Source organism: Pseudomonas sp. UBA6753, assembly GCF_002453565.1.
Lineage (GTDB): Bacteria > Pseudomonadota > Gammaproteobacteria > Pseudomonadales > Pseudomonadaceae > Aquipseudomonas > Aquipseudomonas putida_Z.
This window is the reverse complement of the sequence record NZ_DKHD01000021.1, coordinates 17,524-36,761: the sequence shown is the minus strand read 5'-3', so window position 1 is coordinate 36,761 and position 19,238 is coordinate 17,524. Positions and strand designations below refer to the sequence as shown.

The following is a 19,238-nucleotide window of genomic DNA, read 5'->3' as shown; positions in this document are numbered from 1 at the left end:
AACCTGCCGATGTGGTCGTTCAGCGCCTGGCGGCGCAAGCGCACCCTGGCGCGCTACCCCATCACCCCCCAGCAATGGCAGGCCGTGCGCGAGCGCCTGCCGATGCTGGACGGCATCACGGACGAAGAAGATCGCTGGCTGCGTGAAGCCTGCATCCTGTTCCTGCTCGACAAGCACCTTACCTGCCTGCCCGGCGTCGAGCCGGACGACGAGCAGCGCCTGTTGCTGGCGGCCCAGGCACAGTTGCCGCTGCTGCACCTGGGCGAGCTGAACTGGTACCAGGGTTTCCACGAAATCATCCTCTACCCCGACGACTTCAAGAGCCCCCAGCGCCACCGCGATGCCAGTGGCGTGGAGCACGTATGGGACGGCGAGCACAGCGGCGAGGCCTGGCAGCAGGGCCCGATCATCCTCGCCTGGAACGGCGTGCTGGCAAGCGGTGGCTGGGAGGCCTACAACCTGGTCATCCATGAACTGGCGCACAAGCTCGACATGCTCAATGGCGATGCCAACGGCCTGCCGCCGCTGCACAGCGGCATGCCCGTGGATGAATGGGCAACCGCCATGCAACAGGCCTATGACGACCTCAACCGCCAGCTGGACGCCAACCCCGACGCCGAAACCGCCATCGACCCGTATGCCGCGGAGAACCCCGCGGAGTTCTTTGCCGTCACCAGCGAGTACTTCTTTAGTGCCCCCGACCTGCTGCAACAGGCTTATCCACAGGTCTACCGCCAGTTGTCGCTGTTCTACCGCCAGGACCCGCTGGCGCGCCTGTGCCGGCTGCAGGCCGAACACCCGGAATACCGCGAAAGCCACGCCTGACGGGGCCGCACATCAGGCCAGGCGTGGCATGCCCATGCAGAATGTGCCTATAATCGCCGCCACTTTTTTGGTCAAACACGGGGGCACTGCCCAATGAGCTACAGCAAGATTCCGGCGGGCAAAGACCTGCCGAACGACATCTACGTCGCCATCGAGATCCCGGCCAACCACGCGCCGATCAAATACGAGATCGACAAGGACAGCGATACCCTGTTCGTCGACCGTTTCATGGCTACCCCGATGTTCTACCCAGCCAACTACGGCTTCATCCCGAACACCCTGGCCGATGACGGTGATCCGCTGGACGTGCTGGTCGTTACCCCTTACCCGGTAGCCCCAGGTTCGGTTATCCGCGCCCGTCCGGTCGGCGTGCTGAACATGACCGACGACGGCGGCGGCGACGCCAAGGTCATCGCTGTTCCTCACGACAAGCTTTCGCAGCTGTACGTCGATGTGAAGGAATACACTGACCTGCCAGCCCTGCTGATCCAGCAGATCGAGCACTTCTTTGCCAACTACAAAGATCTCGAGAAGGGCAAGTGGGTCAAGATCGAAGGCTGGGAAGGCGCTGACGCCGCCCGTGCCGCGATCACCAAATCGGTTGCTGCCTACAAGGGCTGATGCCGGTTGCATGAAAAACCCCGCCTCGGCGGGGTTTTTTTATGCCTGAGGGATGGCTGGTCGCCCTGGCACTGGATGACCTGCCTGCGCAGAAGCAACTGCCTTGCTCAAATTCTAATTGCTGGCGCGATCCCTGTGGGAGCGGGCGTGCCCGCGAACACCGGCGCAGCCGGTGCCAGCCACCGCGTTGGCCTCTTCGCGGGCACGCCCGCTCCCACAGGAACCGTGCACTTGCTTAGGAGAGTAAAAAATCCTACGCAGTCCTACTCCCACGCCCTACAAACAGGCGCTTTTCACACAAGCCCCATCAACATCTGGTTCATATCCTTGCCGGCACCCCGCCGCTACACTCGCCGCCATGAACACATCCGGCGACCGACTCAAAGCCCTCCTCCACGAATGTGGCCTGACCTCTTCCGATTTCGCCGCCCAGCGCAGCGTCACCCCCCAGCACGTCAACAACTGGCTCAAGCGCGGCGTGCCTTTGGCCCGGCTGGACGAAATGGCCGACCTGTTCTGCGTGCATCGTCGCTGGTTACGCACGGGCGAAGGCCCCAAGCACCACAACCCGATCCTGCGCAGCTGCCCGCCAGGGCCGGCGCCCGCCAACCCGCGCACGCCGCTGTCGGCGCAAGGCGGCCGGGCACTGAAGGTGCCCTTTTACGAACTGCACAACGGCCTGCTGTCGCCCGTGGCGGGCAAGCACATGTGCCTGCCCGCAAAAGCCCTGAAAGAGTTGGGAGTGCATGCCGACAACGCCATCTGCCTGGCGATGCCCGCCAGCAACATGACACCGCTGATTCCGCTGCAGGCCACCCTGGCCATCGACCTGGGCATGACCCAGGTGTTCGAGGGCGAAACCTATGCCCTGCTGCACAACGGCGTGCTCAGGGTGAACAACCTCAGCCTCGGCCAGCACGGCACGCTGTACCTGCACAGCCATGATCGGCGCAACTATGCGGTCGAACGCTACACCACCGCCCAGCGCCAGACACAAGGGCTGGAGATTCTGGGCTGGGTGTTCCACTGGTCGCATTTCCGCCAGCAACGGCCCGACTGAAACAACCTGTGCCATTTTTTGCTGGGCATCCTGCGCGCGCCCTTGTATGCTACGCCGCACATTCAGCCCCGACCGGCGCGAGCCGCGGTCCAGAGGGCTCGGCGATATCCCACACGGGCATCTGCCATCTCTTTCAGGCCCTTGATGGCCACACAGTTAAGGCGATTGCGGCTTACCATAAATTAGTCGGAAGCGTCCCCGAGAAGCCGGCCACAAGCCGGCTTTTTAATGCCCGCCATTCTCATCCTCTGAAACTTTCTGCAGCCTTCCCATGGCCGGGCAATCGCCGTTGCGTGAGCGAAAAAAATCTCATTCGCCATTTATCTGACACTAAACTAACGCTCATCCGAAAATCGTCGGATAAATGACGTTTCGCGTGGAGCTTTCACCCTCCTGATCTAGGCTCAAGCCATATGGGAGGAGGTGTAGTCCATGCGCAAATTATTGATTGGCTCGTCGATACTGGCTTGTCTCGTGGTGTTGGGCGGCTGGTTGAGTCGACCGCAGCCGTTGCCGGTCAGGCTGCTGGAAGTTGAGCGGGGGCCGGTGGAGACGGTGGTAGCCAACACGCGCGCGGGTACGCTGAAGTCCTGTCGACGCTCGCACCTGTCCTTCAATGTCGGCGGCCAGGTTGCCGAGTTGCTGGTCAGCGAAGGCCAACGGGTCCAGCCGGGTCAGGTGCTCATGCGCCTGCGGCAGGACGAGCAACAGGCCAGGCTACAGGAAGCCGAGGCGCGGCTGGAGGCCCAGCGCAACACCCGCGAACAGCGCTGCCAGCAAGCTCTGCTGGACCGACGCGACCTTGATCGCCTGGGCCAGTTGGCCGACCGCAAGTTGATTGCCGCCGATCGCCTCGATCAGGCGGCGACCAAGGCCAACCTGGCGAAGCTGATGTGCAGTGCCAGTGCCGTGCTGATCCGCGAGGCCGACGCCAGCCTGCAGCTGCAGCGTTCACTGCTGGAACAGACAACCCTGCGTGCACCATTCGCCGGCATCGTCGCAGAAATCAACGGCGAACTCGGCGAGTTCGTCACCCCTTCGCCGCCAGGTATTCCCACGCCGCCGGCAGTCGACCTGATCGACGACAGCTGCCTGTTTGTAGAGGCACCGATCGATGAGGTGGACGCTGCCCGGGTTCACCCCGGAACCGCCGTACGGATCAGCCTGGATGCCTTCCGTGGTCAGCATTTCACCGGTCGCGTCAGCCGCATCGCGCCCTATGTGCGCGAGCTGGAGAAGCAGGCGCGCACCGTCGATGTCGAGGTGCGCTTCGACCAGCCGCCGGCAGACCTGGCCCTGCTCACCGGCTATAGCGCCGATGTCGAGATCCTCCTGGAGCAGCACGCGGGCGCCTTGCGCATCCCCACCGAGACCCTGCTGGAGGGGCAGCGCGTGCTGCGATATGACCCGAGCGCCCGGGTGTTGCGCGAGGTGCAGGTGCAAACCGGGCTGAGCAACTGGCGCTGGACCGAGGTGCTTGCAGGGCTGGACGAGAACGCACGCATAGTCGCGAGCCACGAGCAGGAAGGGCTCAAGGATACCGTGGCGGTGATCCCGGTGGATGCCGCGGAGACCGAGAAATGATCCGCCTGCGCGGCGGCAGCCGCAGCTTCCAGTTGGGCGAACAGCAGGTGATGGGGCTGGATGGCCTGGACCTGGACATCGCCGCCGGTGACTACATGGCGGTGATGGGCCCGTCGGGCTCGGGCAAGTCGACCTTGCTGAACATCCTCGGCCTGCTCGACGCGCCGAGCGCCGGCGAATACTGGCTGCAGGGCGAGGCCACGGCGGCGCTGAGCGAGGCGCGCCGCGCCCAGTTGCGCAGCCGGCTGATAGGTTTCGTGTTCCAGTCCTACCACCTGATCGCACGGCTGACGGTGCTGGAAAACATCGAGCTACCGATGGTCCTCGCCGGCATTGGTGCGGCGCAACGGCGCAAGCGCAGCAGCCAATTGGTGGCACGCCTGGGGCTGGGCGAGCGCATTGCCCACCGCCCGGCCGAGCTGTCCGGTGGCCAGCGCCAACGCGTGGCGATCGCCCGGGCGATGGTCATGCAACCGGCGCTGCTGTTGGCCGACGAACCCACCGGCAATCTCGATAGCCAGGCCGGCGCAGAGGTCTTCAGCCTGCTGGAGGAGCTCAACGGCGAGGGGCTGACCCTGATAGTGGTAACCCACGATGCCAACCTGGGCGCCCGTGCACAGCGCCAGCTGCACATGCGTGACGGGCGGATCCACAGTATTGCGCCGCAGTGGGCGCTGGCCTGATGCGCGCTGCCGATACCCTGGGTTTCTGGCTAGGTGCCTTGCGTGGGCATCGCTCACGCAGCCTGATGCTACTGCTGGCCATCGCTATCGGGGTGGTCGCGGTCAACCTGCTCACCGGTCTTGGCGCGGGCGCGCGGGCCTTCGTCCTGAACGAGTTCTCGCTGCTCGGGCGCGACATCCTCATCGTTTTCCCGGGGCGCAAGGAAACCACCGGGCGCATGCCGCCGCTCACCGGCCTGACGCCACACGAGTTGACCTTGCAGGATGTCCAGGCCATCACCCGGTTGCCGGGCATCCGCCGGGTCGCGCCGCAGCAGGCCGGGCAGATGGAGGTGATAGTCGGCAACCGCAATCGTGAGGTGCTGACGCTGGGCACCACCCGGGACTTCTTCGCCATTCGCCAACTGGCGGTCGTACAAGGCCAGCCCCTGCCGACGCTGGACCCTGAGCAGGCCGAGGCCGTCTGCGTGATCGGCGGCAAACTCCGGCGCGAGCTGTTCGGGGCTCGCCCGGCCCTGGGGGAATGGTTGCGCGCTGGCGACCGGCGCTTCCGGGTGGTCGGCATTCTCGATGAGCGGGGCGAATCGCTGGGGATGGATTTCGCCGAGATGTTGATCATCCCGGTGGCCAGCGCCCAGGCCTTGTTCAATAGCGAGGGCTTGTCGCGGGTGTTTGTCGAGGTGCATGGTCCGAGCTTTCTCGACCGTAGCAAGCAGCTGATACTCGCCGCGCTCAAGGAGCGCCACGAGGGTGAGGAGGACGTCACCCTGGTCAGCCAGGACAGCCTGCTCAGCGCCTTCGACCAGATACTCGCGGTGCTGACCCTGGCGGTGGCTGGCATTGCCGCGATCAGCCTGCTGGTGGCAGGCATCCTGATCATGAACGTGACCTGGATTGCAGTAAGCCAGCGCAGCGCCGAGATCGGCCTGCTCAAAGCCATAGGCGTGACGGCGGCGCAGCTGCGCCTGCTGTTCCTCGGTGAGGCGGCGCTGTTGGCCCTGACAGGGGCACTGGCAGGGCTGCTGCTGGCCGAAACCTTGCTCTGGCTGGGGCGCCTGGCGTTCCATCTGCCGCTCTATGCCCCCTGGTGGGCGCGGGCTGGCGCCGTGCTGCTGGCACTCGGCACGGCGCTGCTGTTCGCCTGGCTGCCGGCCGCTCGGGCCTCGGCGCTGGAGCCGGTGGCGGCGCTACGCCCGCCGGGGGCGCACTGATGCGCTGGCAAGATGGTTTCCGGCTGACCAGCTCGGCGCTGACCTGCCGCCCGCTGCGCAGCCTGCTGACCCTGCTCGGGGTAGCGATCGGCATAGCCGCCGTGGCGCTGCTCACGGCCATAGGCGAAGGCGTGCGCGGCTATGTGCTGGAGAACTTCTCGCAGTTTGGTACGCGGATCATCACCGTGCGCCCGGGCAAGACCCAGACCAGCGGCCTCGGCGGCCTGCTCGGCAGCGTGCGACCCTTGACCATCAGTGACACCGACGCCCTGCGGCGCTTGCCGCATGTCGAGGCGGCGGTGCCGATCATTCAGGGCAGCGGGAATATCCAGTTCGGTCAACTGAGCCGGCGCAGCGACATTCTCGGTGGCGGCCATCAGATGGCGCAGGCCTGGCGCATGCAACTGAGCCTGGGCGAGTTCCTGCCCCCGGCCCGTGACGGCCGTTCGCCGCCCTATGTGGTGCTCGGCCATCAGCTGCGTACCGAGCTGTTCGGGGCGCGCAACCCGCTGGGTGAGCTGATCCGCGTCGGCGGCGTACGTTTCCGGGTGATCGGCGTGATGGCGGAGAAAGGCCAGTTGCTCGGTTTCAACCTCGACGATATCGCCTACATCCCGGTGGACTGGGCGGAAAGCCTGTTCAACCGCACCGGGGTGGTCAAAGCCCATGTGGTGTTTGGCGCCGGTACCACTTCACGGGCGTTGAGCCGGCAGATTCGCGAGGTGCTCGGCGAACGACACGGTGCGGAGGACTTCAGCCTGACCACCCAGGACGACATGCTGCGCAGCTTCAACCGCGTTCTCGGCACCCTGAGCCTGGCCATTGGTGCCTTGGGGGGCATTTCGCTGCTGGTCGGCGCCGTCGGCATTCTCACCATCATGACGACCACTGTGGGCGAGCGCACGGCAGAAATCGGCCTGTTGCGGGCGATTGGCGCCAGTCCGCGGCAGGTACTTGGGTTGTTTCTCGCTGAAGCGACGCTGCTGTCCCTGGCCGGCGGCCTGCTTGGCCTGCTGTTGATGGGCATGCTGCTGGGGCTACTGCACCTGGCCATGCCGAGCCTGCCCTTGGCGCTGCAACCGCTGTTTCTGCTGCTGGCGCTGCTGCTGGCGGCAGTGCTCGGCATTCTCGCCGGCCTGGCCCCGGCCGTGCGGGCGGCCCGCTTGCATCCGGTGGCGGCACTGCACATCGAGTAGCGGCCAGGCCAAAGAGCCCCTTGATGGGGCTGCTTTGCAGCCCTTCGCGGGCACGCCCGCTCCCACAGGACTTGCGCATCTCCTGGCTACAGCGCCATCCCTGTGGGAGCGGGCGCGCCCGCGAAGGGCCGCAAAGCGGCCCCAGATTCTGCATGCCATGCGCTTCATCAGTCATACCCACCACAAGCTGACAGAAAAGTAATCTGAAGCTCAGCCAGCTGACAGCGCAGGTCCGCTAGCGTTAGGGAAGATTGTGGGGCTTCTCGCCCCACGGGCTGGGGCGTTCAACCGCCTGAACACCAGCAACTTTTCGACTGACTGGACGCAACGGCATGCAAAGCAAAACCACCAGACGCTCCTTCGTCAAAGGCCTGGCCGCTACCGGACTGCTTGGCGGGCTGGGCTTGTGGCGCACGCCGGTCTGGGCCGTGACCAGCCCCGGCCAACCGAATGTGCTGAGCGGCACCGACTTCGACCTCTACATCGGTGAGCTGCCGGTCAACATTACCGGCACTGCACGTACAGCGATGGCCATCAACGGCTCCATTCCCGGGCCCATCCTGCGCTGGCGCGAAGGCGATACCGTCACGCTGCGTGTGCGCAACCGCTTGCAGCAGGACACCTCCATCCACTGGCACGGCATCATCCTGCCGGCGAACATGGACGGCGTGCCGGGCCTGAGCTTCCATGGCATCGCCCCAGACGGCATGTATGAGTACAAGTTCAAGGTCCAGCAGAACGGCACCTACTGGTACCACAGCCATTCCGGTTTCCAGGAGCAGGTCGGGGTTTATGGCGCCTTGGTCATCGATGCGAAGGAGCCTGAGCCATTCACCTATGACCGAGACTACGTGGTCATGCTCAGCGACTGGACGGATGAAGACCCTGCACGGGTGCTGTCCAAGCTCAAGAAGCAGTCCGACTACTACAACTACCACAAGCGCACGGTGGGCGATTTCGTCAACGATGTGAGCGAAATGGGCTGGTCCGCCGCGGTAGCCGACCGCAAGATGTGGGCCGAGATGAAAATGAGCCCCACCGATCTCGCTGACGTGAGCGGTTACACCTACACCTACCTGATGAACGGCCAGGCCCCGGACGGTAACTGGACGGGCGTGTTCAAGCCGGGCGAGAAAATCCGCCTGCGCTTCATCAATGGCTCGGCCATGACGTATTTCGATGTGCGAATTCCCGGCCTGAAGATGACTGTTGTCGCGGCGGATGGGCAGCATGTCAAACCCGTTGCGGTCGACGAGTTCCGCATCGCCGTTGCCGAAACCTACGATGTCATCGTCGAGCCCGAAAGCGAGCAGGCTTACACCCTCTTCGCTCAATCCATGGACCGTACCGGGTATGCCAGGGGCACCCTGGCTGTTCGCGAAGGCTTGCAAGCCCCTGTTCCAGCTGTCGATCCACGGCCGATCATTTCCATGAGCGATATGGGCATGGACCATGGCGGAATGAACCACGACAGCATGGCCGGTATGGATCACGGCGACATGGCAGGCATGGATCACGGCAGCATGGCCGGCATGGACCATGGCGACATGGCTGGTACCAGCGCGCCCATGCAGAGCCACCCAGACTCCGAGACCAACAACCCCCTGGTCGACATGCAGACCATGACCCCGACACCAAAACTGGGCGATCCAGGCATCGGCCTGCGTGACAACGGCCGCCGTGTGCTGACCTATGCGGACCTGCGCAGCACCTTCCCGGACCCGGACGGCCGCGCGCCGGGTCGCACAATCGAGCTGCACCTCACCGGCCACATGGAGAAGTTCGCCTGGTCCTTCGACGGCATCAAGTTTTCCGATGCCGAGCCACTGCGCCTCAAGTATGGCGAGCGCCTGCGCATCACCCTGGTCAACGACACCATGATGACCCACCCCATCCACCTGCATGGCATGTGGAGCGACCTGGAGGATGAGAACGGCAACTTCATGGTGCGCAAACACACGATCGACATGCCGCCTGGCTCAAAACGAAGCTACCGCGTCACTGCAGATGCTTTAGGACGTTGGGCCTATCACTGTCACCTGCTGTTCCACATGGAAATGGGCATGTTCCGCGAAGTCCGTGTGGACGAATGAACTGGAGTTCCGAGATGAGCAAACCAATGAAACGAAGCGCGTTTTTCCTTTCTGCCGTGATGGCCGGCCTGTTTGCCGTATATGCCCCGCCGTCGTGGTCCGGCGACAACCAGCAGCCTGCCGATGGCGCAAAAGCCAAGGGCGCCCAAGGCATGGACCATGGTTCGATGAAGGGCATGGATCATGGCGCCATGAAGGGCATGGACCACGGTTCGATGAAGGGTATGGACCATGACGCCATGAAAGGAATGGACCATGGCTCGATGCAAGGCATGGACCACGGCAAGATGATGGAATCGCATGGCAGCGACAAAGCTGAGGCAGGGAAAGATGCTCAATAGCCTGGCACGTCCATCGCTGCTGGCATTGACCGTTTCGCTCGGCGTGCTGGGCGCTGTGCCCAGCTTCGCCGCTGAAGAAATGGACCATTCGATGATGGACCACGGCAAGATGGATCATGGCAGCATGCCGGGCATGGATCATGGGTCCATGGATCATGGAGCCATGAACCATGAAGCCATGGACCATTCGAAAATGAACCACGGCACGGCGGATACGCCGACGACCAGCCGTACCCCGATCCCGGTGCTGACCGATGCCGACCGCCAGGCAGCCTTCCCCCCATTGGGCGGGCATCAGATGCACGACAGTGCTATCAACAGCTTCTTCCTGCTGGACCAGCTCGAATACCAGGATGCCGATGAAGGCAGCACGCTGGCCTGGGATGCTTCTGGCTGGATAGGCGGCGATATCAACCGGCTGTGGGTCCGCTCCGAAGGTGAACGTACCAACGGTGTCACCGAGGATGCCGAATTGCAGCTGCTGTACGGCCGCTCGATCAGCCCATGGTGGGATGTGGTTGCCGGGGTGCGCCAGGACTTCAAGCCTGAATCCCCCCAGACCTGGGCGGCGTTCGGTATCCAGGGCATGGCGCTTTACGACTTCGAAGCCGAAGCCACCGCGTTCATTGGCGAGAACGGCCAGACTGCCGCGCGCCTGGAAGGCGACTATGACATTCTGCTGACCAACCGCCTGATCCTGCAGCCGACCGCTGAAGCCAATTTCTATGGCAAGAACGACCCTGTGCGCGGCGTCGGTTCCGGCCTGGCAAATACCGAAGTCGGGCTGCGCCTGCGCTATGAAATAGTCCGCCAGTTCGCCCCCTACATCGGCATCACCTGGAACCGCTCCTACGGCAAAACCGCCGATTTCATCCGCGACGAGGGTGGTGATGTGGATGAAGCGCGTTTCGTGGCCGGTATCCGCATGTGGTTTTGAGAACCAGACATGAAAAGAACAATAACAACGCTTGTAGCAGCAGGCGCAGTGGCCAGCGTGGCCGTACTGGGTGCTGCGTACTCCGGCCTGGTTAACGTCGGGGCCGATGATCCCCATTTCCCCGCCGTGCATGCCTTTCTGGCCATGGCACGGGACCGATCGATCGCCGTACGGGCCAGGGACATCGAGGTGCCGGACCTGAAAGATGAAGCGCTGATTGGTACCGGCGCCGGTAACTACAACGCCATGTGCATCGGTTGTCACCTTGCCCCTGGCGTCGAGAAGACCGAGCTCAGCCAGGCACTGTATCCATCGCCCCCCAACCTGGCCAAAAGCGGGATTGGTGGCGACCCCGCTGCGGCGTTCTGGATCATCAAGCACGGCATCAAGGCCTCCGGCATGCCGGCCTGGGGCAAGAGCATGGGCGATGAATACATCTGGGGCATCGTCGCCTTCCTGGACCAGTTACCCCAGTTGAACGCCGAACAATACAAAACGATGGTCGCGGCCAGTGGCGGCCACCAGCATGGTGGTGGCGAAAGTGAAATGCACAACCATGAAGGCCAGCACCGCGGCAACGTGCCTGACCACCATGGTGAGCAGGCCTCGGGCGCAGGCCAGCATGATGAGGGGCATTCAAAGGCCCATACTCATCGCGATGGCAAACAGCACATGCATAAAGACTGAAGGCAGCTTCGCATTGCCTTCAGTTGTCACGCAGGGTACGCAGCACGCGATCCGCCAATGCCAGGCAACTGGTCAACCCCGGTGACTCGATGCCAAACAGGTTCACCAGCCCCGGCACACCATGCTCGGCGGGCGTACTGATGACAAAGTCCGCCGCCGGGTCCAGCGGGCCGCTGATTTTCGGGCGGATGCCGCTGTAGGCCGGTTGCAGGCTGGCGTCGGGCAGGTCGGGCCAATAGCGCCGTACGGCGGCATAGAAGCTGTCGCCGCGCCGGGGGTCTACCGGGTAGTCGATATGTTCCACCCACTCCACATCCGGGCCGAAGCGCGCCTGGCCGCCCAGGTCGAGGGTCATGTGCACGCCCAGGCCGGCGTGTTCCGGTGCGGGGTACACCAGGTGCCGAAATGGCGCACGACCGCTCAGGCTGAAATAGCTGCCTTTGCATAAATAGGCCTGGGGCACATGGGCCGGGTCGAGGCCGGTGATGTGCCCAGCGACTTCAACTGCCGATAACCCGGCGCAGTTGACCAGCCGCTGGCAGGTCAGGCTCATCGGCTCGGCACCGCCCATGTCCAGGCTGAAACCGGCCTCGATCACCCGCGCGGCAAGCAGTGGGGTATGCAGTACCAAGGTGGCGCCCGCAGCCTCGGCGTCACCCAGCAGGGCGAGCATCAAACCGTGGGAGTCGATGATGCCGGTGGACGGCGACCACAGCGCGGCGACACATGACAGCGCCGGCTCCAACTCACGCGCCTGGTCGGCGTCGAGCCATTGCAGGTCATCGACACCATTGCGCCGGCCCTGCTCCAGCAGGCGCTGCAAGCCTTCGACCTGGGCCGCATCGGTGGCGACGATCAGTTTGCCGAGGCGTTGGTATTCAACGCCCCGACTGTCGCAATAGGCATACAGGCGTTGCTTGCCCTCGACACACAGCTGCGCCTTGAGGCTGCCATCGGGGTAATACAGGCCGGCGTGGATCACCTCGGAGTTGCGCGAACTGACCCCGACGCCAATGCCCTCGCCCGCCTCCACCACCAGCACTTCATGGCCAGCCTGGGCCAAGGCGCGCGCCACCGCCAGGCCGACCACACCGGCCCCGACCACCACACACTCGATATCAACGCTCACCTGCACCTCGCTTGCCGAAAGGCTGGACTGGCCTGTATTACCCCAGGCGCCACTCTAATCAAGCGGGCGATCAGGTGTATACCGACAGGTTTGCAGCGCCTATGAGACCGAGCGCCGCGCGGGCGGCGCTCGGTCTCATAGGCGCTGAAATTGCCAAGGCGAACCCCTTGCGGCCTTCACACAACCTGAAGGCAAATACTCACTGCTTCATACCCAACTCAGCATCATCCATCAGCGCCTTGGCCATCGCACTCAGGTAGTGCGCAGCCCAGATCATCATCGGCTTCTCATCCATCAGGCCGGTGATGGTCAGTTCGCGGACATAGCCCATCAACTCCGAAGATTGTTCGCGGGCATCGCGGCAGGGGATACCGGGCTCGATGCGGAACAGTGGGTGGGTGCCATGTTCGCCTTGGTAGAACGTGGTCTTGCCGACAGTGAAATGGGTGTCTTCTGTGGTCATTTTTGAATCCCCTGAAAGTTCTCGACTGCTTGCTCTGGCCCTTTCGCGGGCACGCCCGCTCCCACAGGTACTGTGCAAGTCTTGAGTACCGTGAAGATCCTGTGGGAGCGGGCGAGCCCGCGAAGAGGCCGGAACAGGCAACACATTGCTTAGGCCCTAGTGCAAAGTCCTGGGCCCAGCGGGCGTCTGCACCTGAATCAATGCCGACTCCAGCAAAGCCCGCAGCGTCTCCAGTTCATGCATCGACGTCATCATCAAAACCGACGCCGGCGACTTGGGCTGCAGCAGCATGGCCTGATGCACAACGGTCGCAGCGCACAGCGCGTAGTCCGTGGTGGATCAGGGTGTCTTCAAGGGAATGAATATCGTGGGGTGGATCGGGGACAATCTTAAGCATGTTGACACTCTCTATAGGTTGGCTAGAGCTGCCACTCATGACTTGCAGTGTGATGGGTGGCAGCCACGTACGGGTCTGCAAGACCGGCAGAGAGCAAAATCCGGCAGGTTCGAAAACCTCCCGTACGCAGCCACCATTAAGCGCGCGCAATGGCATGCCATTGGCATCGGTGATCGGCATTTTGCTCTGGACAGGCTTGCAGGCCCGGTCGCTGATTTGGCAACGACTGGGCCACACTAGTCCGCCAGGAACACCACCGCAATGGCTCAAGGGCGCTAGGAAGCTATTTCAGAAATGGCCTACGCGCAACGGGAAAAATCTGATTATCAGAAGTCAAACCGCGGCTCGATTGAAGGGACATCTCGGTAAAACCGTCAGCCCTTCACACACACCACCTGCCGCAAGGTGTGCACCACCTCCACCAATTCCTGCTGCGCGCGCATCACCGCATCGATGTCCTTGTAGGCCATGGGGATCTCGTCGATCACCTCCTTGTCCTTGCGGCATTCCACATGCACCGTGGCCCGCCGCTGGTCTTCCACGGTGAAGCGGCTCTTGGCCTTGGTCCGGCTCATCACCCGGCCGGCACCATGGCTGCAGGAACAGAAAGATTCCTCGTTGCCCAGCCCTCGCACGATGAAGCTCTTGGCCCCCATCGAGCCGGGAATGATGCCCAACTGCCCTTTCTGCGCCGACACCGCCCCCTTGCGCGTCACCAGCACCTCTCGGCCAAAATGCTGCTCGCGCTGCACATAGTTATGGTGACAGTTCACCGCTTCCAGGCTGGCCTCGAACGGTTTGCCCAGCGCCTTGCGAGCCGCACCGACCACCGCCAGCATCATCAGCTCGCGGTTCTGCCTGGCGTAGTCCTGCGCCCACTCCACTGCTTCGACGTAGTCGGCGAAATGGCGGCTGCCTTCCTCGAAATACGCCAGGTCCTTGTCCGGCAGGTTGGCCAGGTGCTGGCGCATGTCGGCCTGGGCCAGTTCGATGAACAGGTTGCCGATGGCATTGCCCACGCCCCGGGAGCCGCTGTGCAGCATGAACCAGACGCGGTCAGCCTCGTCCAGGCACACCTCGATGAAGTGGTTGCCGCCGCCCAGCGTCCCCAGGTGATGGCGATTATTGGTCTTCTCCAGGCGCGGGTACTTGTCGGTGATGGCCTTGAAGCGCCCGGCCAACTGCCCCCAGGCCTTGTCCGCCTTGGCCGGCACATCGGCCCAGGCGCCCTGGTCACGTTTGCCGAAGGTCTTGCCATGCGGCACGGCGTGCTCGATGGCATTGCGCAGGCCATGCAGGTTGTCCGGCAGGTCGCGGGCGTGCAGCGACGTGCGCGCGGCGATCATGCCGCAGCCGATATCCACCCCCACCGCGGCGGGGATGATCGCGCCAACCGTGGGTATCACACTGCCGATGGTCGAGCCCTTGCCCAGGTGCACGTCCGGCATCACTGCCAGGTGCTTGAAGATGAACGGCATCCTGGCCGTGTTGAGCAGTTGCTTGCGGGCGTCGTCTTCCACCGGTACGCCGTCGGTCCACAACTTGACCGGCTTGCCGCCGGCAACCTGGAGAATGTCCATGGGGCTGTTCCTCGAATGCATAGCCGAATGATACCGCCAAAGGTCGTAGAGCCGTGGGTTGCCAGCGAGGTGGCAATGTGCTGTATGCTTGGCGGGTCTTCAGGGCGGGGTGAAAGTCCCCACCGGCGGTAAATCGAAAGATGAGCCCGCGAGCGCCCCGGCCATGCCGGGGGTCAGCAGATCTGGTGAGACTCCAGAGCCGACGGTCATAGTCCGGATGAAAGAAGGCGTCAGGCAGGGGCCATCCGGGCGCCCCTGCGCGCGCATTTTGTTCGCCCCGAGACGTTCATCGATCATTCACGAGGAGCGTTTCATGTCCACCAGGCACCACCCGCAATTCCCCAATGTCAGCGCTGCCATCGCCGCCTTCCAGGCCGGGCGCCCTGTACTGCTGCTCGACGACGACGACCGCGAGGACGAAGCGGACATCATCGCCGCCGCCGAGAACATCTCGCTGCAGACCATGGCCATGATGATTCGCGATTGCAGCGGCATCGTCTGCCTGTGCCTGGACGAGGCCACCGTCGACGAACTGCAACTGGCACCCATGGTGCAGAACAACCAGGCCCGCCATGGCACCGGCTTCACCGTCACCATCGAGGCGGCGGAAGGCATTACCACCGGGGTGTCCGCCCAGGACCGCATCACCACCATTGGCGCGGCACTGCGCTCCACCGCGGAGCAGCGCCATATCGTCAGCCCGGGGCATGTGTTCCCGCTGCGCGCCCGCAATGGCGGGGTGCTGACCCGCCGTGGCCACACCGAAGGCTCGGTGGACCTGGCACGCCTGGCCGGGTTGCGCCCGGCGGCAGTGCTGTGCGAACTGATGAACCCCGATGGCACGATGGCCCGTGGCGAACAGGTGGCGGTGTATGCGCGGCAATACAATCTGCCGGTGCTGACCATCGAGGAACTGGCGCGGTACCGTGAGGCCATGCTGGAGCTGGAAGCAGAGCCAGCCTGACAGGCTACCTTGGGGCCATTCGCGGGCTTGCCCGCTCCCACAGGAACATCACAGTCTTCAAGGCCTGTGGTGAACCTGTGGGAGCGGGTAAGCCCGCGAAAAGGCCCTTGAAACCAACAGCGTTGCCCCTGAAGTTTGCTCCCCCCGCCCCGCTCTGCTAGTGTCGCGCCGTTCTGAATGCCACCGAGACAGTCGCCATGGCCCGCAAAAAAGCCTCCCTCGATTTCGAGCAATCCCTCGCAGACCTGCAAGCACTGGTCGAGCGCCTGGAGAACGGCGAGTTGTCGCTGGAAGAGTCGCTGGCCGCCTTCGAGCAAGGCATCGCCCTGACCCGCGATTGCCAGGGCGCCCTGGCCCAGGCCGAACAGAAGGTGCAGATCCTGCTGGAACGCGACGGCGAACTGGCAGCACAGCCCTTCGACGCGGAGCCGGAAGCATGATCGGCACCTACCAGGCCAGCTGCCAGGCGCGGGTCGACGCCGCCCTCGAACCGTTGTTCGTCGCCCCGACCAAGGAACTCGAACGCCTTTACGCCGCCATGCGCTACAGCGTGATGAACGGTGGCAAACGCGTTCGTCCGCTGCTGGCCTACGCGGCCTGCGAAGCCTTGGGCGCCCCGGCCGAACAAGCCAACGGCGCTGCCTGTGCGGTGGAACTGATCCACGCCTACTCGCTGGTGCATGACGACCTGCCGGCCATGGATGACGACGACCTGCGCCGCGGCCAGCCGACCACCCACAAAGCCTTCGATGAAGCCTGCGCGATCCTCGCCGGCGACGGTCTGCAGAGCCTGGCCTTCAGCGCCCTGCTCGACCCGCACCTGAGCCCGCAGGCCGACAGCATTCGCCTGGCCATGGTCCAGGCCCTGGCCAAGGCTGCCGGCCCGGCAGGCATGGTCGGTGGCCAGGCCATCGACCTGGGCTCGGTTGGCCTGAAGCTGGACCAGCAGGCGCTGGAGTTCATGCACCGGCACAAGACCGGTGCGCTGATCGAAGCCAGCGTGCGCCTCGGCGCCCTGGCCAGCGCCCGCGCCGAACAGGCGCAACTGGATGCCCTGCAGACCTATGCACAGGCCATCGGCCTGGCGTTCCAGGTGCAGGACGACATCCTCGACGTGGAAAGCGACACCGCCACCCTGGGCAAACGCCAGGGGGCCGATATCGCCCGTGACAAACCGACCTACCCGGCACTGCTGGGCCTGGAAGCGGCCAAGGCCTATGCGATCGAACTGCGCGACCAGGCGCTGGTCGCACTGAGTGGGTTCGACGACAAGGCCGAGCCGCTGCGAGCGCTGGCACGCTACATCGTCGAACGCCGCAACTGATTTGATTGGGGCCGCTGTGCGGCCCTTCGCGGGCACGCCCGCTCCTACAGGACAGCGCTGCACCTGTGGGAGCGGGCTTGCCCGCGAAGGGCTGCACAGCAGCCCCATGCGACACCCGTCTGAATGGGCAGTATTTCCTACAATGGGGTAAACTGCCGCGTCTTCACACACCTATAACGACTCGCCTGATGCCCACGACGTTTCAAGAGATCCCCCGCGAACGCCCGGTCACGCCGTTGCTCGACCGCGCTGACACGCCTGCCGGCCTGCGCCGGCTGGCCGAAGCCGACCTGGAGACCCTGGCCGACGAACTGCGCCAGGAACTGCTCTACACCGTGGGTCAGACCGGTGGGCATTTTGGTGCCGGCCTGGGTGTCATCGAGCTGACCATCGCCCTGCACTACGTCTTCGACACCCCCGACGACCGGCTGGTGTGGGACGTGGGCCACCAGGCCTACCCGCACAAGATCCTCACCGGGCGCCGTAACCGCATGCTCAGCCTGCGCCAGAAGGACGGCATCGCCGCATTCCCGCGCCGCAGCGAGAGCGAGTACGACACCTTCGGCGTCGGCCACTCCAGCACCTCGATCAGCGCCGCACTGGGCATGGCCATTGCCGCCCGCCTGCAGAACAGCGACCGCAAGTCGATAGCGGTGATCGGCGACGGCGCGCTGACCGCCGGCATGGCCTTCGAGGCGTTGAACCACGCCCAGGAAGTCAACGCCGACATGCTGGTGATCCTCAACGACAACGACATGTCGATTTCGCGCAATGTCGGCGGCCTGTCCAACTACCTGGCCAAGATCCTCTCCAGCCGCACCTACGCGAGCATGCGCGAAGGCAGCAAGAAAGTGCTGTCGCGCCTGCCGGGCGCCTGGGAAATCGCCCGCCGCACCGAGGAGTACGCCAAAGGCATGCTGGTGCCGGGCACGCTGTTCGAAGAACTGGGCTGGAACTACATCGGCCCGATCGACGGCCACGACCTGCCGACCATGATCGCCACCCTGCGCAACATGCGTGACCTCAAGGGCCCGCAGTTCCTGCACGTGGTAACCAAGAAGGGCAAGGGCTTCGCCCCGGCCGAGATCGACCCGATCGGCTACCACGCCATCACCAAGCTGGAGCCGGCCGACAAACCCGCCGCACCGAAGAAAGCCAGCGGCCCGAAATACTCGGCGGTGTTCGGCCAGTGGCTGTGCGACATGGCTGCCGCCGACAACCGCCTGGTGGGCATTACCCCGGCGATGAAGGAAGGCTCCGACCTGGTCGACTTCAGCGAGCGCTACCCGGAGCGTTACTTCGACGTGGCGATCGCCGAGCAGCATGCCGTGACCCTGGCGGCCGGCATGGCCTGCGAGGGCAGCAAGCCGGTGGTGGCGATCTACTCTACCTTCCTGCAGCGCGCCTACGACCAGCTGATCCACGACGTGGCGGTACAGAACCTCGACGTGCTGTTCGCCATCGACCGCGCCGGCCTGGTCGGCGAAGACGGCCCGACCCATGCGGGCAGCTACGACCTGTCGTACCTGCGCTGCATCCCGGGCATGCTGGTGATGACCCCAAGCGACGAGAACGAGCTGCGCAAGATGCTCAGCACCGGCCACCTGTACAACGGCCCGGCGGCTGTGCGCTACCCGCGTGGCACTGGCCCGAACGCGCCGATCAGCGGTGACCTGGAACCGCTGGAAATCGGCAAGGGCGTGGTCCGTCGCCAGGGCGAAAAAGTCGCCTTGCTGGTGTTCGGCGTGCAACTGGCCGAGGCCATGCAGGTGGCTGAGCAGATCAACGCTACCGTGGTCGACATGCGCTTCGTCAAACCGCTGGACGAGGCACTGGTGCTGGAACTGGCCGCAAGCCATGAGCTGCTGGTGACCATCGAAGAAAACGCCATCATGGGCGGTGCCGGTGCGGCTGTGGGTGAGTTCCTGGCTAGCCAGGCGATCGTGAAACCGCTGCTGCACCTGGGGTTGCCGGATATCTATGTCGAGCATGCCAAGCCTGCGCAGATGCTGGCTGAGTGTGGGCTTGATGCGGCCGGGATCGGGGCTTCGGTGAAGGCTCGGATGGCCAGGCTCGGCCTGTAATCCCCGGGGGCCGCTTTGCGGCCCAATCGCCGGCAAGCCAGCTCCCACCTCGACCGCGC

The 19,238-nt window shown here is 64.1% G+C and carries 18 protein-coding genes, 1 pseudogene and 1 riboswitch; of the genes and pseudogenes, 15 read left to right on the top strand and 4 right to left on the bottom strand.

Annotated features, from left to right (window positions below; genetic code table 11):
• Positions 1-9 precede the first annotated feature (9 nt).
• The 11 genes from B2790_RS08080 (at position 10) to B2790_RS08030 (ending at position 11,238) form a co-directional block, all read left to right on the top strand.
• On the top strand, positions 10-825 hold the full coding sequence (locus B2790_RS08080) for a zinc-dependent peptidase (protein ID WP_025337546.1): 816 nt from the start codon (positions 10-12) through the stop codon (positions 823-825).
• Between the two features lie 93 nt (positions 826-918).
• Positions 919-1,446: an inorganic diphosphatase gene (ppa, locus tag B2790_RS08075; protein WP_003255365.1), complete on the top strand. Its 528-nt coding sequence runs from the start codon at positions 919-921 to the stop codon at positions 1,444-1,446.
• A gap of 358 nt (positions 1,447-1,804) precedes the next feature.
• Complete coding sequence (locus tag B2790_RS08070) at positions 1,805-2,506, top strand: XRE family transcriptional regulator (protein WP_286918591.1); 702 nt, start codon at positions 1,805-1,807, stop codon at positions 2,504-2,506.
• Between the two features lie 432 nt (positions 2,507-2,938).
• Positions 2,939-4,090 (top strand): efflux RND transporter periplasmic adaptor subunit, encoded by a 1,152-nt coding sequence (locus B2790_RS08065; RefSeq protein WP_286918590.1) that lies wholly within the window; start codon positions 2,939-2,941, stop codon positions 4,088-4,090.
• Complete coding sequence (locus B2790_RS08060; protein ID WP_039614639.1) at positions 4,087-4,773, top strand: ABC transporter ATP-binding protein; 687 nt, start codon at positions 4,087-4,089, stop codon at positions 4,771-4,773. The genes B2790_RS08065 and B2790_RS08060 overlap by 4 nt, the downstream gene beginning before the upstream one ends.
• Complete coding sequence (locus tag B2790_RS08055) at positions 4,773-5,984, top strand: ABC transporter permease (protein ID WP_286918589.1); 1,212 nt, start codon at positions 4,773-4,775, stop codon at positions 5,982-5,984. Before B2790_RS08060 ends, B2790_RS08055 begins: the two co-directional genes overlap by 1 nt.
• Positions 5,984-7,180 carry an ABC transporter permease gene (locus tag B2790_RS08050; protein ID WP_286918588.1) on the top strand — a complete coding sequence of 399 codons (1,197 nt, stop codon included), beginning with the start codon at positions 5,984-5,986 and terminating at the stop codon, positions 7,178-7,180. Before B2790_RS08055 ends, B2790_RS08050 begins: the two co-directional genes overlap by 1 nt.
• Before the next feature lie 332 nt (positions 7,181-7,512).
• Positions 7,513-9,273, top strand: a complete 1,761-nt coding sequence (locus B2790_RS08045; protein ID WP_286918587.1) for a copper resistance system multicopper oxidase — start codon at positions 7,513-7,515, stop codon at positions 9,271-9,273.
• The gene (locus B2790_RS08040; RefSeq protein WP_286918586.1) at positions 9,270-9,614 is read left to right on the top strand and encodes a hypothetical protein; all 345 of its coding nucleotides are present in this window, start codon (positions 9,270-9,272) and stop codon (positions 9,612-9,614) included. The genes B2790_RS08045 and B2790_RS08040 overlap by 4 nt, the downstream gene beginning before the upstream one ends.
• Positions 9,604-10,551: a copper resistance protein B gene (locus tag B2790_RS08035; RefSeq protein WP_286918585.1), complete on the top strand. Its 948-nt coding sequence runs from the start codon at positions 9,604-9,606 to the stop codon at positions 10,549-10,551. Before B2790_RS08040 ends, B2790_RS08035 begins: the two co-directional genes overlap by 11 nt.
• A gap of 9 nt (positions 10,552-10,560) precedes the next feature.
• Positions 10,561-11,238, top strand: a complete 678-nt coding sequence (locus tag B2790_RS08030) for a c-type cytochrome (RefSeq protein WP_286918584.1) — start codon at positions 10,561-10,563, stop codon at positions 11,236-11,238.
• Positions 11,239-11,257: 19 nt separating this feature from the next.
• Here the strand turns inward: B2790_RS08030 and B2790_RS08025 are convergent, their stop codons facing one another.
• The 4 genes and pseudogenes from B2790_RS08025 to B2790_RS08010 all read right to left on the bottom strand — a co-directional run bounded on the left by B2790_RS08025 (position 11,258) and on the right by B2790_RS08010 (position 14,807).
• Positions 11,258-12,367 (bottom strand): NAD(P)/FAD-dependent oxidoreductase, encoded by a 1,110-nt coding sequence (locus tag B2790_RS08025; RefSeq protein WP_286918583.1) that lies wholly within the window; start codon positions 12,365-12,367, stop codon positions 11,258-11,260.
• Between the two features lie 199 nt (positions 12,368-12,566).
• Complete coding sequence (locus tag B2790_RS08020; RefSeq protein ID WP_085693275.1) at positions 12,567-12,830, bottom strand: DUF3077 domain-containing protein; 264 nt, start codon at positions 12,828-12,830, stop codon at positions 12,567-12,569.
• Between the two features lie 156 nt (positions 12,831-12,986).
• Positions 12,987-13,227, bottom strand: a pseudogene (locus B2790_RS08015) (hypothetical protein).
• Positions 13,228-13,601: 374 nt separating this feature from the next.
• Positions 13,602-14,807, bottom strand: coding sequence for an RtcB family protein (locus B2790_RS08010; protein ID WP_286918582.1), 1,206 nt, complete (start codon positions 14,805-14,807; stop codon positions 13,602-13,604).
• 91 nt (positions 14,808-14,898) lie between these two features.
• Positions 14,899-15,040, top strand: a riboswitch (FMN riboswitch).
• A gap of 80 nt (positions 15,041-15,120) precedes the next feature.
• On the opposite strand from B2790_RS08010, the gene ribB reads away from it, so the two are divergent.
• From ribB to dxs, 4 genes are all read left to right on the top strand, one after another.
• Positions 15,121-15,771: a 3,4-dihydroxy-2-butanone-4-phosphate synthase gene (gene ribB / locus B2790_RS08005; RefSeq protein WP_137162882.1), complete on the top strand. Its 651-nt coding sequence runs from the start codon at positions 15,121-15,123 to the stop codon at positions 15,769-15,771.
• 197 nt (positions 15,772-15,968) lie between these two features.
• Entirely contained in the window at positions 15,969-16,211 is a 243-nt protein-coding gene (locus tag B2790_RS08000) for an exodeoxyribonuclease VII small subunit (RefSeq protein WP_003255380.1), read from the top strand.
• The gene (ispA, locus tag B2790_RS07995; RefSeq protein WP_286918581.1) at positions 16,208-17,095 is read left to right on the top strand and encodes a (2E,6E)-farnesyl diphosphate synthase; all 888 of its coding nucleotides are present in this window, start codon (positions 16,208-16,210) and stop codon (positions 17,093-17,095) included. The genes B2790_RS08000 and ispA overlap by 4 nt, the downstream gene beginning before the upstream one ends.
• Before the next feature lie 188 nt (positions 17,096-17,283).
• Complete coding sequence (gene dxs / locus B2790_RS07990; protein ID WP_274078666.1) at positions 17,284-19,179, top strand: 1-deoxy-D-xylulose-5-phosphate synthase; 1,896 nt, start codon at positions 17,284-17,286, stop codon at positions 19,177-19,179.
• Positions 19,180-19,238 lie beyond the last annotated feature (59 nt).

Coding starts and splice junctions, on each gene's coding strand:
- B2790_RS08080 (WP_025337546.1), top strand. CDS start 10: ATGTGGTCGTTCAGCGCCTGGCGGCGCAAGCGCACCCTGGCGCGCTAC.
- ppa (WP_003255365.1), top strand. CDS start 919: ATGAGCTACAGCAAGATTCCGGCGGGCAAAGACCTGCCGAACGACATC.
- B2790_RS08070 (WP_286918591.1), top strand. CDS start 1,805: ATGAACACATCCGGCGACCGACTCAAAGCCCTCCTCCACGAATGTGGC.
- B2790_RS08065 (WP_286918590.1), top strand. CDS start 2,939: ATGCGCAAATTATTGATTGGCTCGTCGATACTGGCTTGTCTCGTGGTG.
- B2790_RS08060 (WP_039614639.1), top strand. CDS start 4,087: ATGATCCGCCTGCGCGGCGGCAGCCGCAGCTTCCAGTTGGGCGAACAG.
- B2790_RS08055 (WP_286918589.1), top strand. CDS start 4,773: ATGCGCGCTGCCGATACCCTGGGTTTCTGGCTAGGTGCCTTGCGTGGG.
- B2790_RS08050 (WP_286918588.1), top strand. CDS start 5,984: ATGCGCTGGCAAGATGGTTTCCGGCTGACCAGCTCGGCGCTGACCTGC.
- B2790_RS08045 (WP_286918587.1), top strand. CDS start 7,513: ATGCAAAGCAAAACCACCAGACGCTCCTTCGTCAAAGGCCTGGCCGCT.
- B2790_RS08040 (WP_286918586.1), top strand. CDS start 9,270: ATGAACTGGAGTTCCGAGATGAGCAAACCAATGAAACGAAGCGCGTTT.
- B2790_RS08035 (WP_286918585.1), top strand. CDS start 9,604: ATGCTCAATAGCCTGGCACGTCCATCGCTGCTGGCATTGACCGTTTCG.
- B2790_RS08030 (WP_286918584.1), top strand. CDS start 10,561: ATGAAAAGAACAATAACAACGCTTGTAGCAGCAGGCGCAGTGGCCAGC.
- B2790_RS08020 (WP_085693275.1), bottom strand. CDS start 12,830: ATGACCACAGAAGACACCCATTTCACTGTCGGCAAGACCACGTTCTAC.
- B2790_RS08010 (WP_286918582.1), bottom strand. CDS start 14,807: ATGGACATTCTCCAGGTTGCCGGCGGCAAGCCGGTCAAGTTGTGGACC.
- ribB (WP_137162882.1), top strand. CDS start 15,121: ATGTCCACCAGGCACCACCCGCAATTCCCCAATGTCAGCGCTGCCATC.
- B2790_RS08000 (WP_003255380.1), top strand. CDS start 15,969: ATGGCCCGCAAAAAAGCCTCCCTCGATTTCGAGCAATCCCTCGCAGAC.
- ispA (WP_286918581.1), top strand. CDS start 16,208: ATGATCGGCACCTACCAGGCCAGCTGCCAGGCGCGGGTCGACGCCGCC.
- dxs (WP_274078666.1), top strand. CDS start 17,284: ATGCCCACGACGTTTCAAGAGATCCCCCGCGAACGCCCGGTCACGCCG.